We start from the raw sequence: 15872 nt of genomic DNA, 5'->3' as shown, positions 1-15872 counted from the left end.
AACAAAGTATGTGAAAACAGCCTTTATTAAAAAACGGCCCGGGAACTTGTCGTTCCCTGATCCAATGATAATATGTAAGTATCCATGGTTGTCTCCTCCTACACTTAAGATTCCTAAGTGTCTTGCTGTTTTTTCTTTCTTCATTTTTCTTGATATACCCGTAAAAACATAAAATATATAAAGTACGGCGAAAAACTGAAAAATATTAGCAGGTTAAGAGATTATCTTTTACAATGAACATAAGTTGGATAGGAGGAATGGAAAATGAATAATCATGAAATAGATTTTAAAATATATGGAGATGACATGCAGTTTGTTGAAGTGGAATTGGATCATCAGGAAACGGTTATTGCAGAAGCTGGAAGTTTAATGATGATGGAAGATCAAATCAAGATGGAAACCATCTTTGGTGATGGGTCTTCGAGTAGCGACGGCGGAATGATGGGGAAGCTATTTGGCGCTGGAAAAAGGCTCCTTACAGGTGAGAGTCTTTTCATGACGGCTTTTACGAATGAAGGAAGAGAAAAAAAACACGTTTCCTTTGCCTCACCTTATCCAGGTAAAATCATTCCGATGGATTTAAGCGAGCTCGGTGGGAAAATCATTTGCCAAAAAGACGCTTTCCTTGCTGCAGCGAAAGGTGTTTCGGTCGGAATTGAGTTTCAGAGAAAAATAGGTGCAGGCTTCTTTGGCGGCGAAGGCTTCATCATGCAAAAGCTTGAAGGAGATGGAATGACCTTCGTGCATGCTGGTGGCACAATCCATAAAAAAGAATTGGTTGCAGGAGAGATCTTACGCGTGGATACAGGATGTTTAGTAGCCATGACTAGCGGAATAGATTATAACATTGAATTCGTAAAAGGCGTGAAAACCGCTTTATTCGGAGGCGAAGGTTTATTCTTTGCAACATTAAAAGGACCCGGAACCGTCTGGGTGCAATCTTTGCCATTCAGCCGTCTTGCCAGCCGTGTATTCGCTGCAATGCCGCAAAATGGCGGATCTTCTGACGAAGGCAGTGTTACTAGAGGTTTATTCAATTTATTCAACGATAAATAAGAACCGGAATCAATGGCTGCCATCATGGCAGCCATTGATTACTTTTTTAAAGGATGGATATCTACATGCAGCTTGTTAAGTGGTCCTACATGAGACGCAATAATATCAGGGCTTTTTTTGATCAATTCCCGAATTCGCCTGTTATTTTCCGTAAAATAAGAGATTACTATTTTGTTTATACCGTTCACTGGACAGCTGCCGATGCCCCTATCGGCATAAAGGAGCTTGAAGAAATGGAACAGCTGCTCAACCGTGAGCTCGGAACTGAACTTCAATATCTTTATCGGAAAAAATGAGTTCACTCCTCGTACATCATTTTTCTTGTCATGCCTCCATCGACGATAAGATCAGCACCCGTAACGAAGTCATTTTCCGTTGCCGTCAAATAAAGACATGCCCTTGCTATATCTTCCGGTTTGCCAACCCGATTGGAAAAATGCTGTTGATGATCTTCATCCCTCAACGAGTCATAATCACCCGTTTCAATCCACCCCGGAGAAATCGAATTGACCGTAATTTTCTCATTACTGAATGAAGCGGCAAGTGCATGGGTCAGGGCTTTGATCCCTCCTTTTGTCGCAGCATAGGATTCCGAATCCGGCTCAGACATTATCGCTCTTGTTGATGCTAAATTGATGATTGCACCTCCCATTTCATTATTCCGCATCGATGCAGCCGCTGCCCTGGAACAAAGGAAAACACTGCGTAGATTCGTATTCATCATATCGTCCCATTCCTCAATCGTCAGCTCATAAAGCGATTTGAACAATGCCTTTCCCGCATTATTGATTAATATATCAATGGTCTTATATGTTTTTAGAGTGACATCCATCAAATGCTGGATGTCAGCTTCCTTGCGAACATCCGTCTTAACGAACATGGCTTCATGCCCATTATTTTTGAGCTCTTCCGCATACAGCAGACCTTCCTGCTCGTCCATATCTGCGAGAACCACCGATGCACCGCTTTCTGCATAACCCTTTGCTACACCTCTCCCAATACCATTTGAAGCGCCCGTTACAATCACCGTTTTGTTTGCAAAACCCATCATTTCACCCTCACTTTCGCCAGCTTATTTTTCCTTATCATAATATCCAATTCGCTTCACTACAAACACTACCCTTGGGTGATCAACAAATCCGTTTCCTACCCATCAACAATCAGCAGGACCCATTATATTTTTGTAGCGGCCTCCAATGATGTATGATAATAAAAACAGCAAGAAAGAACCAGGGTGAAGGGCACCCGCTATTATTTTTCTTAAAGTGTAAAAAATTTATATTGGAGGAATTAAAAATGGACTTATTAAAAAATGTGTTTTCTTTAGGATTAGGTGCTGCCGCTGCTACAAAGGAACAAATTGAAAAAGCAGTGGACTCTCTTGTAAAAAAAGGCGAAATCAGCAAAGAAGACTCCAAGGATCTTATTAAGAATTGGGTCGAAAAGGGGGAACTAGCCCAAAAACAATTGGATGATTCCGTCAAGGCCAAAGTCAATCAAGCGCTCAACGGCCTAAACTTGGCAACCAAAGAAGAAGTTCAGGACTTAGAGCGCCGCATCCAAATTTTAGAGAAACAGAACCAACAATCGTGATTTGGAGGTACTTGAATGTTTGGCAAGCGACTGAAACACGCACATCGTTACCAGGAAATCATTAATGCCTTTTTGAAAAATGGTTTTGGTTACTTCATCTATCGCCTTGGATTATCCGAGAGTAAAGCGGCATCGAAACTCCAGCCCGACGAAAACCTGAACCTCCGCTCAATCGGAGAGCGGCTGCATACGATTTTACAAAGCCTGGGACCTACATTCATTAAACTTGGTCAGATTGCAAGCACGAGGCGTGACTTCGTTCCGGAAGAAATCATCCGCGAACTTGAAAAGCTGCAGGACCAGGTCACCCCCTTTCCATTTGATAAGGTTCGCAAAATTATTGAAGCCGAATTGGGTGATTCTTTGGAAAACATTTTTCTTGAATTCCATGAAAAACCACTGGCTACCGCTTCGATTGGGCAGGTCCATACTGCACGGCTTCCATCACAGGAAGTCGTAGCAATCAAAGTGCAGCGGCCCGATATTCTGCCGACTGTGGAAACGGATTTGGAAATTCTCGATGATTTGGCAAGACTGATGGAAGCACGCATATCTTGGGCCAGACGCTACCAAATCAGAAAAATGATTGATGAATTCGCTAAATCGCTTCGCGCAGAACTCGATTATAACTCCGAGGGCCGAAACGGGGAAAGAATAGCCAAGCAATTCATCGATGATCAAGGGTTTAAGATACCAAGAATCCATTGGGAGTATTCCACAAAAAGGGTCCTGACGATGGAATTCATTCAAGGAATTAAGATCAATCATTATAAACAGCTTGAAGATGAAGGTTATGATCGTCGGAAAATCGCAGAAAGATTAGCGAATTCCATGCTTCAGCAAATATTGATCGATGGCTTTTATCATGGCGACCCCCACCCTGGCAACATCATCATTTTGCCAGGAAATGTCGTCGCACTCATGGATTTCGGGATGGTGGGACGTCTGGAGGATGAAACGAAGTATCAGTTCGCCTCGCTTGTCATCAACCTGAAACGTGGAAGCACCAATGGACTGATCAAGACACTTTCAGAAATGGGTCTTCTGACGGACGAAACCGATATGGCGCCATTAAGGGTGGATATTGATGAACTGCGAAATAAATATTATGATATACCATTGAGCCAAATCAGCTTAGGCGGAGCGGTCAATGACCTGTTCACAGTTGCCAATCGGCACCAAGTCCAAATCCCTCCAGAATTCACGATGCTCGGCAAGGCTCTGCTTACCATGGAGGCCATTGTTGAAGGACTAGATCCGCATTTCAGCATCATGAAGGCAGCTGAACCTTTCGGGGAAAGGCTTTTTAAGGAGCGCTACAATCCAAAAAATATTGCGAAGAACGCTTGGAATCAATTCATCGAGTCTGCCGAAGCCATTGCTGAACTACCCAAGGATATCAAGGAAGTAACAGGTATCATAAAAAAAGGGAAATTGCGACTGGATATCAATATTCCCGAACTTCAAGTTTTTTTGCATAAGCTTGATCAAATCTCGAACAGGCTTTCTTTCAGTATTATCCTGCTTGCGTTCAGCATAATCATGGTCGGTCTCATTATTGGCTCGGCAATAGGTGGGGAAACCCTGATCCTATGGAAAATACCGGTTATCGAGATTGGATTTGTCGTTGCAACCCTGATGTTCTTACTTATGCTTTACACCATTTTCAGATCCGGAAAAATGTAAACTTACGAAAAAGGGCAAACCCTCTAATAAGGGCTTTCCCTTTTTCATGTTTTCATTTCATTGGTTATTTATCCGACGTTCATATGAAATGGCATACGCCCTATGGCGAAAATGTAAGATTGGATCTTCCGAGCACTCGATTCCTTCAGTAATATTGGTTGGATCAAACAATAAATGATCTCTAATCGTTTCCAATTTATTAGAAATCACTAAATGGCCGACCGTTATTACCTGTTTTTCTTCCGACCAAGCAGTGGTTGGATCGTCAGACGGATCATTTTCCCCTCCTATTTGAATGTTCAATTTAAAGCCCACCGGACCTTGCCTGAGCCTCTCTTCCATTTCTTCTTCCAGATATTCTGCCGAATGCTTGGCTACCTCCTCTTTTGCTAGCATACTAAGGCCGGCATCAGGTACCCACTCATACTTAATAGCCTGACGCCGTCCTTCCGCATTAATGAAATAGAATGCATGAATGGAGTAATATTGACATGTTGAGAAACTGGCTGGAGAACGCATTTCTTTAAGCATTTGCAGGCTTGCCTTGCTTTCAGGGTATTTCAACAGTATTTTTGTAAGCTCTTTCAGATTTGGGAAACCTTCTTTTGCAGACTTGAAAAAGTCAGCAATATCAACAAACGCTTCCGGTGTTTTCGCAAAGAATAGCGGAATGGTGACAGTAATGAGATCTGATGCCTCTCCATTCGGCAATTTAAACTTGACTGCCATGCCCTTCACAGGGGATATGGCATCTGGATGGCTTGGTATCGGCGAGCTATTTGAGAACCGAATGATCACCGGCACGGCTTCTTCCTGAAGATGCGAAGCCACCGTTAATGGGGACGCTTTTCCGTTTGGGGTAAAAACCCCCTCATAAACATATCCCCTTGCATGCACCCGCCGATAACCGGGATATGTTCCAGCTACATTTTCAATCACATTAACTGCTTCTCTGACTAGTTCAGGTTTAAAGTTGTCATTTCCCTCCATATACCTCACCCCATCTTTTCAAATTCCAATCCATGTTCTTAGTTATTACCTGTACCCCCTATCCCATTAGCTTATTCAAGGTAAACTTCCGTTCATACATGCACCTGAAGCATTGATCGTTAAAAAACGCCTGGAAAAATCCAGGCGCTGCACAAATCATGTAATAAAAGTTTTTCTATATCGCTTTTATAATTATAGGAAAAATAGTAAGTAGAACAAGATGGCAAGACCTTATGAACCAGAACTAAAGATCTTCACATTCAATCATTCAACATGAACGGCAGTGCCATAAGCAATGATTTCACTAGCGTTTTGCATGATAGCCGATGTTTCCAGGCGCATTGCAACGATGGCATTCGCCCCTTTCTCTGTCGCTTCATCGACCATCCTGCCAATTGCTTTTTGTCTGGCTTCTTTCATCATTTCCGTATACTCCGTGATTTCACCGCCGACAATGGTCCTCAATCCCGCAAGAATATCTTTTCCAATATGTTTCGATTGAACGCAGTTCCCCTTAACAAGCCCCTTCAGTTCTTTAATTTCTTTTCCAGGAACGGTATTAGTAGTCACGATAATCATATAGTTCGTCCTCTTCCTTTTTTTTGATTTTTTTTACGATCAAATAAAAAATTAACGGTATTGGGGCTTGAATCAAACCAAGAATACCCCACATCCACTGGTTAAAGCCATTCTTCCTTGCATCGACAAATAGATATATGCTTTGGCTCAATAAAATAACCCCACATACAATCAAGGCAAGTTTTTCAAAACTACTCATGAACTCCACTCCACCTACCTTTTTAAATAAAATGTATTATAATCAGTGAAGATTTATGTTATCACCTAAAAAGCTAGAAACCTTCATATAGATGTATTACCTTTTCATATTATACCTTGATGTACACGTGATTTTTCGGGTTCTTCAGAAACTATTCAGGAATGATTCAAAAATATGGCTTCCTTTTTTGCCGGTTAAACCGTTCTGATTCTTCCATTTATGATTAGCCACTTTCATAACAGTTGAAAATAAATAAAAATACTCATTCCTGTTCACGCTCCACTTGAGAAAGGATTACATGTGTAACGGTTGCAGCAAAAGGAATTGTCCGATTGATGAATTCCTCCACTTCTTCAAGGTTCTCACTGTGGATTTTCAGCATAAAGCAAGCCTGCCCGGCAATTCGATAGCAAAAGTCAACATTCGGCAGCTTCGAGATATACTTTTTGAATTTCTCATATTCCCCATTTTTTATCGTTGCTTCCACGATACACTCAATAGGAAAACCGATCTTTTTATGATCAATCTCGGCAACATACCCTTTAATGATCCCGAACGACTCCATTTGCCGTACCCGGTCGGTAACGGTTGGGGCAGATAGATTTACTTTCTTTGCCAATTCCCTCATGGAAATCCGGCTATTCAGCGTTAATTCTGCAAGGATGCTCCGGTCTTTTTCATCTATTTTCATTTAGAAATTATTCCTCTCTTTTTCTTTATATTTATACAATATTCAACCGAAATATTTTACAAGCGTAATTAATATTCCTGTTTTTTTATATTAGGATTATCTCAAGGGGGAGATGCTCATGACAAGAATAAAAAATTCGCCGATTGGCTCCAGTCCGTATCAAAGATTATTTCATTCAGAAGAGATTTCGCATAAATGGTCGGACCTCTCAAATTGCATATCTGCGGATGGGAAACTATCGAAAGAGTTAAAGGAAAACGTCAGAAGGGAACTGGCATACGGTAATGGCTGTTCATACTGTCAGGCAAAAGGTATTCCATTAAAGCCAGAAGATGCGAAAGAAAGCTATGCAATCGCCTTTGCAGAAGTATTCCTCATTCAACGTGAAAAAACAGAGGAAAAGTTTTTCCAAGTATTGAAGGAGGTATTCTGTGATGAAGAGATTTCTGAACTATTGGCATTCATTTGTTTTACGACGGCCCAGCAATATTTCGGGGCTTTGATGGATTTATAATAACGCAAATAAAGGAACAGGCATCTCGCCTCGTTCCTTTTTGCAAAAAGCCTATAAACCCTTCAGTAGTTTGACCCGTCCATTCGGGTCATATACCAGCATAAATTGAATTCCAGCTAGGTTTTCGCACCATGATCATCCATTTCATTGATCCTTGGAAGAATGGAGCGGGAAGGCACCGGGGATGTCAAAACTACGGAAGTATTCAGATGTCCATAGGGTATTAATCGATCTATAAGTAATCTCATGCTGTCCATATCAGCTAAAGCCGCTTTCAAAAAATATCCAACTGTTCCTGTTACACGATGGCATTCGATAATGTCTAAATCATTTTTAACTAACTGCTCGAAATCGGAAACGGAAACCTTAAGTTCACTTACCTGAATGAACACAAGTACACCTCTTCCTATTGCCAGTGGTGAAACCCTTGCACTGAACCCCTCAATGATTCCCTTTTCTTGCAGGCGATACATACGTTCAGAAATACTGGGCCGGCTGAGAGCCAATTTCTTCGATAGTTCACTAATCGTAATGCGTCCATTCAACTGTAAAAGTTCCAGTAAACAAACGTCTATTTCATCCATGAAGCAACCGCCTTTCATAATGAAGGATTATTAGCTAATATATCTGTAAAATGTTGTATGGAAAGTGAAAAAACATTCTTTTTTGTATGTAATTTTAACAGTTAATATTCTATCATTAAAATTAGTAAATGAAAAAGAAAATTCAGAATTCAACTAAAGGAGGAACCTGCATTGACCTTTACGAAAATCCCGGTTCGAAAAAACATTGAAGACATAAGCCCATATGTTTCCGGTAAGCCAATTGAAGAAGTGCAACGTGAACTTGGTCTTGAAACGATCGTTAAATTGGCATCCAATGAGAATCCATTCGGTTGCTCAACTCTAGCAAAAGAAGCCATGCTTACCGAAATGGAGCAAATCTCCTTTTATCCTGAAGGTATGGCACCTGCATTAGCTGAAAAGCTGGCAAGGAAATTGAATATCAATCAAGATCAAATCATCCTGGGAAATGGGTCTGATGAAGTGATACGTTTGTTAACAAGAACCTACATCCAACAAAATGATGAAGTCATCATGGCTGATGTTACATTTCCACGGTATGAAACGAATGTATTGATTGACGGCGGTACACCTGTAAAGATACCTCTTATTAATGGTGTACATGATCTGCAGGGTATGTATGATGCCATAACTGAAAAAACAAGAATGATTTTTGTCTGTAACCCCAATAATCCGACAGGAACGATCGTCGAAAAAGAAAAATTAACATCTTTCATCGAGAAGGTGCCGAAACATATTTTACTGGTCGTTGACGAAGCATACTATGAATATGTCGATGATGAAGATTATTTAGAAACTTTGCCGCTTCTAAATACCCATTCAAATCTGGTCATCTTACGCACTTTTTCAAAGATTTATGGATTGGCTGCATTAAGGATTGGATACGGTTTAATGGATGCTTCCATCATACAAGAGCTAGTTAAAGTGAAAGAACCCTTCAATACCAACCGTTTAGCACAGGCTGCGGCCTTCGCTTCCCTCGATGACCATACATTTGTAGAGCAATGTGCTCGTAAGAATGAGGAAGGAAGAAGATATTTAGAAAACGAACTAAGCGAGATGGGATTAACATTCTTCCCTTCACATGCCAACTTCTTGATGGTCAAACTGAACCATCCTGGCAGGGACATTTTCGAGAAGCTATTGATTTCTGGTGTCATCATCCGTTCTGGTCATTTGCTAGGCTATGAAAATACGATCCGCGTGACCATCGGCACTCCGCTTGAAAATGAGAGATTCATAACCTCCTTACAACATGCAATCAAAAAAACGTCCAGTACTTGAACTACGAAATGAAGTTGCAGTATGATTGATGATTAATAGATAAAAGATACGACATAGACGCCTTTGCCCATGTCGTATCTTTTACGTGGATTTATTTAACAAGATTCCTTTTCTATTCTAGTTGTTTCCTGTTCATCCACACTTTTAAATTTAAAGATCGAGATGGAGATCAATGTAGCCAACACAATAAGGCAGGCAACGATGCTGATCCGATTCTGTTCACTGAACACGAACGTGACACAAATGATGCTTAAGGCGATTACTGCAAATAAGGTTATATATGGAAAGCCCCACAATTTAAAACTCGGAGCTTTAGGATATGAATTGCGAAGTTTTAGCTGCGCTAAACAAATGCTGATCCATACAAGTGATACTACAAAACCCGGAAACGCCATTAATAAAGTAAATGCCCGATCCTGGGCAACGTAGGTAATCATGGAGCCGACGACCAATGCAGCGGCACTTAGGATTAAACTATACAAGGGAACGCCATTCTTTGATACATAAGAGAATGACCTGGGTGCCTCCCCTTCTGCAGCTAAAGAATGCAGCATCCGAGTACACCCATATATTCCGGAGTTAGCGGCAGATAAGACGGCCGTAATTAAAATGAAGTTCATGATGTGGGCAGATCCTTGAAAACCGGACATTGACAAAACTTGTACAAACGGACTTGCTTGGTCGCTAATTTCGTTCCAAGGAATCAGACCGCAGATTACAAGTATCGGTAAGGTAAAAAATAATACGACTCTCCAAATATAACTTTTAATGACCTTCGGTAAAATTCGTTCAGCATCTTTTGCTTCCGTTACCGTCAGGCCTATTAACTCGGAACCGCCATATGAGAACATAACGATCAGTAATGCTGAAAAGATGGACATCCACCCATTTGGGAAAAATCCTCCGTGCCCTGTGAAGTTTTGCAGGTAATTAGATCCGCCGCTTGGGATGGCCCCAAATAAAATACAGGCTCCCAAGATAATGAATAGAATGATCATTGTAATCTTAATGCCGGCAAACCAAAATTCGAATTCACCATAATTTTTAACATTCATCATGTTAACCCCAATGATTAAAGCAGCACACCCTAAACTCAATATCCATAGCGGGATTGTTGGGAGCCAATACTGCAAAAAGCTTCCTGCCACCACTACCTCAATGACACATACGGACAGCCACATGAAACAATACATCCAGCCTATAATGAAGGAACTTCGCTTACCGAATGCTTTCTGAACGAAACCTTTCATATTCGTATTGGGATAGGCGATTGCCATTTCCGCTATAGCTCCCATGACTACAAGAAGTAATAATCCTGCAAAAATATAAGTAAAAATGACTCCTGGCCCTGCTAACGATATGGTTTCGGCACTTCCTTTAAAAATCCCAGTACCTATTGCCCCTCCCATTGCCATCATGCTAATATGCCTCGGCAACAACCTCTTTTGCAGTGACCCACCATTTGATTCCATTACAGCTGCCTCCTTTTTCCCATAATTTTTCTTATAAAAATCAAAACCCATTTCAATCGTTGAAAGGCGAATAGATAAGTTATCTCATCAATCCTTATGGTTTAGGAGTGGAAGGATGCAAAGCCTTCTTGAAAAATCACCTCATACTTCACCAAATAAAAATGATATCAATATGCCGTTAGTTTTACAAGAGTATGATTGCAAGCTAATACTGCTCCTGTTGGTCAAACGCCGTTATCCGGGCCTGATCCTTCAATATGGAGTAAATTTCCTGATAGCCTTGCCTTATGGGGGACCAATGACCAGGTTTCTAAAACTATTAAAATGAAACACTCCAACCGGGGACTACATTGGTAATCCCCATGAATTTACATCTTCCAGTTATCTTATTTATTTACGATGTGAATCGCATGTCCCAAAACTGCCTCCGCCGCTTCCATCCACCCCTCGGTCAAAGTTGGATGAGGATGCATGCTGAGGGCTATATCTTCGACCCGAGCTGCCAACTCAAGTGCAAGGACCCCTTCACCTATAAGGTTGGAGGCATCTGCACCAACCATGTGCATTCCAAGCAATATGTGGCTTTTTGCATCCACAATCACTTCAGCAAATCCCTCTGTTTCATTCGTTGCAAGCGCCCTTCCATTGGCACTGAACGGGAACTTCCCGGTCTTGACTCTGTATCCCTGTTGTTCTGCTTCTTCACTGCTTAAACCAACCCCTGCTATTTGTGGTTCCGAGAAGATTACATATGGGACATACGGGGAGTCAATGGCACTTGGCACCCCCCCGATTACTTCCGCTGCCACGATACCCTGTTTGGACGCTCGGTGTGCAAGAGCCGGCCCAGGTGTAATGTCACCGATGGCAAAGATGTGCGGCACATTTGTACGGCATTCCATATCTACAGCTATATGGCCCTTTTCACTAACCTTAATGCCTGCCTGATTCAGACCAATCTCTTCTGTGTTAGGAATCCTGCCAATTGTAACCAGGGTCTTTTCGCTCACTACCACTTCCGCCCCCTGGTTTTCCGAGGAAACATGAAGGTGTACTTGGCCATCCACTACACTCGCCTTTTCTACCCGCGCCGATGTTTTAATATCCATGCCTAGCTTCTTGGCATTACGGGTAACTTCCTTGACAAGGTTCTCGGCAACCTGGGGGAGAATGCGGTTGGCCATCTCAATGATGGTCACTTTAGTACCTAACTTTGCAAATGCCATACCCAATTCGATTCCGATATAGCCTCCGCCTATGATCGACAAACTAGATGGGACTTCATGCAGCTGCAAACTTGCTGTTGAATCCAAAATATACTCTCCATCGACTTTAATGAATGATGGAATGAAAGGTCTGGATCCCGTCGCAATAATTGCCTGTTCAAACTTGTAGGTTTCAAAATCGCCATCGGTTTCGACTCCGATACGGTCATCAGATAAAAAGAAGGCTTGACCTTTAACCACAGTCACTCCATTTTCTTTACACAGATGGGCAATACCTTGGTTCAACTGGGAAGTGATGCCCTCTTTCCAATCCTGCCAAATTCCCAAGTCCATTGTTGTTCTTTCTTGAGACAGCCTGATCCCCATTTTCCCTAAATCGTTAAGCTTTTGGTATTGATCGGCTGCGTGAATTAAAGCCTTCGAAGGTATGCAGCCCCGATTAAGACAAGCCCCGCCCAGCTTATCCTTTTCAACAAGCACGACCGATTTCCCTAATTGTCCGAGACGGATCGCCGCAGCATATCCCCCCGGACCTCCTCCCATGATGATAACATCCGTCTCTACAGCAACTTCCCCTACTACCATTTATCTCATCTCCACAACTAAACGAATTGGATTTTCCAGCAGTTCCTTGATTCTATTTGTAAAATGCACAGCTGTAACACCATCTATTAAACGGTGATCGAAAGATAAAGACATATTCATCATTAAACGGATTACACCTTCCAAATCGCGGACGACCATTCGTTGTTCCATTTTATGCAACGCTAATATGGCCGCTTCCGGATAGTTAATGATCGGGGTCGCATGCATCCCACCGATGGGTCCTACATTGCTTATCGTAAATGTACTGCCTGTGATTTGATCTATGCCCAACTTCCCTTCCCGGGCTTGGTTTGCCAATTGCCTGATTTCATCAGCCAGTTGGAAAATGGTTTTTTGATCTGCATGCTTTATGACAGGAACAATGAGACCCTCTTTTGTATTCGTTGCAATCCCAATATGATAATAATTTTTCAAGATGATTTCATTGGTTTTTTCATCAATTGAAGCGTTTAAAGTTTTAAACTCCTTTAAAGCGATTACAATGGCTTTTACGAAAAATGGCAAAAAGGTCAATTTAATATCCTTATCATCGGAATACGCCTTTAATTGATCTTTCAATTCCTTCAATCGATCCATTTCCAATTCATCTACATGGGTTACATGAGGAATGGTCGAAACCGACTTCACCATATGTTCAGCGATCTTTTTACGAATGCCCTTAAGGAGAATCCGCTCTTCCCACTCTTTTTCCAATCCTTTTGCCTTGACGGCATACTTCATTGGGGACATAACTTGAAGAATCTTGTCATCATTGTTATTGGCATTTTCCCCTATTATCGAATTATTTTCTTTAAACTGCTTCAAGTCACTTTCGATTATTCGCCCAGCAGGACCGGAGCCTTTAACCTGCTCGATATCAACCTTCATTTCCCTTGCCATTTGACGCACGAATGGGGTAGCCAACACACGCACTGCATCAAGATGCGGTTTGCCTGTAACATGCTCTCCATTTACTTTTACATCATCAGATTGAATGACTTGGATATCTCCTTCACTAATGCCTGTTTCCGGAGCAGGCATATCGTTCCCTTCTTGAATTGTGAATATAGTGGTTCCCACTTCCACGATATCCCCTTCGGAAAAGAATATTTTCTTGACCACTCCCGTTGCTGGGGCAGTCAATTCCGCATTAACTTTATCCGTTTGCACCTCAACAATGGGTTGGTCCTGCGTCACCGCATCCCCTTCCTTGATCAGCCATTGGATAATTTCTCCTTCATGCATCCCTTCCCCTACATCAGGAAGTTTAAATTCCATCATGCGCCTTCCTCCTTTTCCCTTAATTATCAATTAAAATGAAATCGTCTCCACTATTCCTTGTTTTACCCGGTCAACAGTCGGTAGATAATGATCTTCTATTGAAAACGGCGGAACCGGAACATCAAATCCTGTTACACGCTTGATCGGAGCTTTCAGGTAAATAAGAGCTTCATCATTAATGATGGAAATAATCTCCGCACCTAATCCGGCAGTCTTATGGGCTTCATGGACGATTAATGCACGACCTGTCTTTTTAATGGATTGCACGATGGTATCCCTATCTAAAGGGTATAATGTTCGAAGATCAACCACTTCACACTTCCAGCCTTTTTCGCTTTCAATCTTTTTCGCGGCATTCAATGCCTCCCTTAACATAGCCCCCCATGCAAAAATCGTCAGATCGCTTCCCTCCTGGACCACTTTTGCTTGACCAATTGGTATACGATACATTTCTTCGGGAACTTCTTCCTTAAAAGCACGATACAATTTAGTCGGTTCCAAAAAGATTACCGGATCAGGATCTTCAATTGCGGCAATTAGAAGCCCTTTTGCGTCGTATGGATTACTGGGTGCAACTACCTTTAAACCCGGAGTATGGGCAAAGAAGGTTTCGACACTTTCGGAATGAAGTTCAGGTCCTCTGATTCCAGCACCATATGGCGTACGGATTACGAGGGGCACGCTAAATTGCCCACGAGTCCGGTATCTCATACGGGCAGCATGGGAAACGAGTTGCTCGAATCCCGGATAAATAAAGGCGAGGAATTGAATCTCCACTATGGGCAGCAGTCCGTTAAGGGCTAAACCAATGGCAGAGCCAATGATTCCGGATTCAGCTAATGGCGTATCCACAACTCGATCTTTTCCATACTTTTCATAAAGCCCTTCCGTCGATCGGAAAACTCCGCCGTTCACTCCAATATCCTCACCCATGATCAACACACGATTATCATGACCCAGCATTTGGTCCTGCGCTTCCGTAATAGCCTGGAGCATCGTTAAACTTTTGCCCATTATTTCTTCACACCTTTCTTTAAGATTTGGTTCAATTCCTGCTTCTGTTCCTTTAGGTGCCATGACTCCTCAGCATATACATGTTTAAACATTTCGAGCGGATTGGATTTCGGATAACCTTCCGCCTTTTGGAGGTGAGCATCTATCAGTTCGTTGAATTGTTTTAACACCATTCCTTCCTGTTCTTCATTCCAGTAACCCTCTTTATTCAAATACTTTTTAAGACGCGTTATCGGATCACGATTTTCCCTCCAGAACGTTGAAACTTCGTCCTGATCGCGATATATGTTCGGATTGTCTGCAGTAGTATGGGCACCATAGCGAAAGGTTATGGCTTCGATTAAAGTAGGTCCTTCACCTTTAAGCGCCCTTTCGACAGCCTCTTTTACAGTCAGCCATACTGCAAAGATATCATTTCCATCCACTCGAACCCCATGTATGTCATAAGCAGCAGCACGCTGGGATATAGTTTTAGATGCTGATTGCTTTTCAAAAGGCACACTGATCGCATAGCCATTATTTTGGCAGAAAAAGATTGTCGGGGTTTTATAAACACCTGCAAAATTCAGTGCCTCATGAAAGTCCCCTTCAGAAGTGGCACCATCACCAAAATAAGCAATGCTTACATTCTTTTCCGCTTTAATTTTACTTGCCCAAGCCGTTCCTACCGCATGAACCATTTGAGTGGCAATGGGAACACTAGGAGGTAATATCCTTTTACCTTCCGGACAAATTGAACCCTCAAAATGTGCCATCCAGTATAGGAAAACACGATACAATTCCTGTCCATGAATGATCGCCGCTCCATGATCACGGTATGTGGGAAACATCCAATCACCTGCCGACAACGCTAAAGCGCTTCCTGCCTGGGATGCCTCCTGTCCTTCGAAAGGTGCATAAGTTCCCATTCTGCCTTGGCGCTGGAGATTAATTGATTTACGGTCAAATGTTCTGAGCAGTAGCATGCTCTCATACATCTTTAACATTAATGATTTATCGATTTTCCCATCAATCGTTCCAACTATTTCTCCGTCAGGTGTCAAAACACGAAACATTTCCGGCTCACCTTCATTTGAATACGCTTTCATTATTGGGTTTCCCGTCTTTTCCATTTCATT

Annotated in this window: 18 protein-coding genes; 7 read left to right on the top strand and 11 right to left on the bottom strand. The window is 42.0% G+C overall.

The genetic code is table 11. The annotated features are described in order from the left end of the window. Positions 1–264: 264 nt before the first annotated feature. Entirely contained in the window at positions 265–1056 is a 792-nt protein-coding gene (locus AC1DVK_RS12605) for a TIGR00266 family protein (protein WP_061461973.1), read from the top strand. Positions 1057–1121: 65 nt separating this feature from the next. Next, complete coding sequence (locus tag AC1DVK_RS12600; protein WP_061461972.1) at positions 1122–1352, top strand: hypothetical protein; 231 nt, start codon at positions 1122–1124, stop codon at positions 1350–1352. Between the two features lie 2 nt (positions 1353–1354). Here the strand turns inward: AC1DVK_RS12600 and AC1DVK_RS12595 are convergent, their stop codons facing one another. Beyond that, complete coding sequence (locus AC1DVK_RS12595; protein WP_477626594.1) at positions 1355–2104, bottom strand: glucose 1-dehydrogenase; 750 nt, start codon at positions 2102–2104, stop codon at positions 1355–1357. A gap of 248 nt (positions 2105–2352) precedes the next feature. On the opposite strand from AC1DVK_RS12595, the gene AC1DVK_RS12590 reads away from it, so the two are divergent. Together AC1DVK_RS12590 and AC1DVK_RS12585 are read left to right on the top strand one after the other, a co-directional pair. Then, positions 2353–2649, top strand: coding sequence for a phasin family protein (locus AC1DVK_RS12590; RefSeq protein ID WP_061461970.1), 297 nt, complete (start codon positions 2353–2355; stop codon positions 2647–2649). A gap of 15 nt (positions 2650–2664) precedes the next feature. Continuing rightward, positions 2665–4335, top strand: coding sequence for an ABC1 kinase family protein (locus AC1DVK_RS12585; protein ID WP_410861966.1), 1671 nt, complete (start codon positions 2665–2667; stop codon positions 4333–4335). A 57-nt stretch (positions 4336–4392) separates the two neighbouring features. Here the strand turns inward: AC1DVK_RS12585 and AC1DVK_RS12580 are convergent, their stop codons facing one another. From AC1DVK_RS12580 to AC1DVK_RS12565, 4 genes are all read right to left on the bottom strand, one after another. Beyond that, positions 4393–5325, bottom strand: a complete 933-nt coding sequence (locus AC1DVK_RS12580) for a catalase family peroxidase (RefSeq protein WP_477626593.1) — start codon at positions 5323–5325, stop codon at positions 4393–4395. A 264-nt stretch (positions 5326–5589) separates the two neighbouring features. Continuing rightward, the gene (locus tag AC1DVK_RS12575) at positions 5590–5904 is read right to left on the bottom strand and encodes a YbjQ family protein (RefSeq protein ID WP_061461967.1); all 315 of its coding nucleotides are present in this window, start codon (positions 5902–5904) and stop codon (positions 5590–5592) included. Then, positions 5885–6103 carry a sigma-Y antisigma factor component gene (locus AC1DVK_RS12570; protein ID WP_284471551.1) on the bottom strand — a complete coding sequence of 73 codons (219 nt, stop codon included), beginning with the start codon at positions 6101–6103 and terminating at the stop codon, positions 5885–5887. The genes AC1DVK_RS12575 and AC1DVK_RS12570 overlap by 20 nt, the downstream gene beginning before the upstream one ends. 262 nt (positions 6104–6365) lie before the next feature. Continuing rightward, a complete protein-coding gene (locus AC1DVK_RS12565; RefSeq protein WP_061461965.1) occupies positions 6366–6794 on the bottom strand; it encodes an Lrp/AsnC family transcriptional regulator in 429 nt (142 codons plus the stop codon). Positions 6795–6912: 118 nt separating this feature from the next. Between AC1DVK_RS12565 and AC1DVK_RS12560 the strand changes: the two genes are divergently transcribed. Continuing rightward, complete coding sequence (locus tag AC1DVK_RS12560) at positions 6913–7308, top strand: carboxymuconolactone decarboxylase family protein (protein WP_477626592.1); 396 nt, start codon at positions 6913–6915, stop codon at positions 7306–7308. A gap of 116 nt (positions 7309–7424) precedes the next feature. Here the strand turns inward: AC1DVK_RS12560 and AC1DVK_RS12555 are convergent, their stop codons facing one another. Then, positions 7425–7892: an Lrp/AsnC family transcriptional regulator gene (locus AC1DVK_RS12555; protein ID WP_061461963.1), complete on the bottom strand. Its 468-nt coding sequence runs from the start codon at positions 7890–7892 to the stop codon at positions 7425–7427. A gap of 171 nt (positions 7893–8063) precedes the next feature. Here AC1DVK_RS12555 and hisC point away from each other — a divergent pair, with 171 nt between their 5' ends. After that, complete coding sequence (gene hisC / locus AC1DVK_RS12550; protein WP_477626591.1) at positions 8064–9176, top strand: histidinol-phosphate transaminase; 1113 nt, start codon at positions 8064–8066, stop codon at positions 9174–9176. 95 nt (positions 9177–9271) lie between these two features. Here hisC and AC1DVK_RS12545 read toward each other — a convergent pair whose 3' ends face one another. Then, positions 9272–10648, bottom strand: a complete 1377-nt coding sequence (locus AC1DVK_RS12545) for an amino acid permease (protein ID WP_410861971.1) — start codon at positions 10646–10648, stop codon at positions 9272–9274. A gap of 115 nt (positions 10649–10763) precedes the next feature. Here AC1DVK_RS12545 and AC1DVK_RS12540 point away from each other — a divergent pair, with 115 nt between their 5' ends. Continuing rightward, a complete protein-coding gene (locus AC1DVK_RS12540) occupies positions 10764–10976 on the top strand; it encodes a hypothetical protein (protein WP_410861972.1) in 213 nt (70 codons plus the stop codon). 58 nt (positions 10977–11034) lie between these two features. Here the strand turns inward: AC1DVK_RS12540 and lpdA are convergent, their stop codons facing one another. The 4 genes from lpdA to pdhA are packed head-to-tail and all read right to left on the bottom strand — an operon-like array spanning position 11035 to position 15866. Next, the gene (gene lpdA, locus AC1DVK_RS12535; RefSeq protein WP_477626590.1) at positions 11035–12459 is read right to left on the bottom strand and encodes a dihydrolipoyl dehydrogenase; all 1425 of its coding nucleotides are present in this window, start codon (positions 12457–12459) and stop codon (positions 11035–11037) included. Continuing rightward, positions 12460–13740, bottom strand: coding sequence for a dihydrolipoamide acetyltransferase family protein (locus AC1DVK_RS12530; RefSeq protein ID WP_477626589.1), 1281 nt, complete (start codon positions 13738–13740; stop codon positions 12460–12462). It lies immediately after the preceding gene. 30 nt (positions 13741–13770) lie between these two features. Then, the gene (locus tag AC1DVK_RS12525) at positions 13771–14754 is read right to left on the bottom strand and encodes an alpha-ketoacid dehydrogenase subunit beta (RefSeq protein WP_477626588.1); all 984 of its coding nucleotides are present in this window, start codon (positions 14752–14754) and stop codon (positions 13771–13773) included. Continuing rightward, positions 14754–15866, bottom strand: a complete 1113-nt coding sequence (gene pdhA, locus AC1DVK_RS12520; protein WP_410861976.1) for a pyruvate dehydrogenase (acetyl-transferring) E1 component subunit alpha — start codon at positions 15864–15866, stop codon at positions 14754–14756. Before pdhA ends, AC1DVK_RS12525 begins: the two co-directional genes overlap by 1 nt. Between the last annotated feature and the right edge of the window lie 6 nt (positions 15867–15872).

This window comes from Peribacillus sp. P4_B1, from assembly GCF_056402395.1.
Note: the sequence above shows the minus strand (reverse complement) of the source record. Positions and strands in the feature narration are given on the sequence as shown.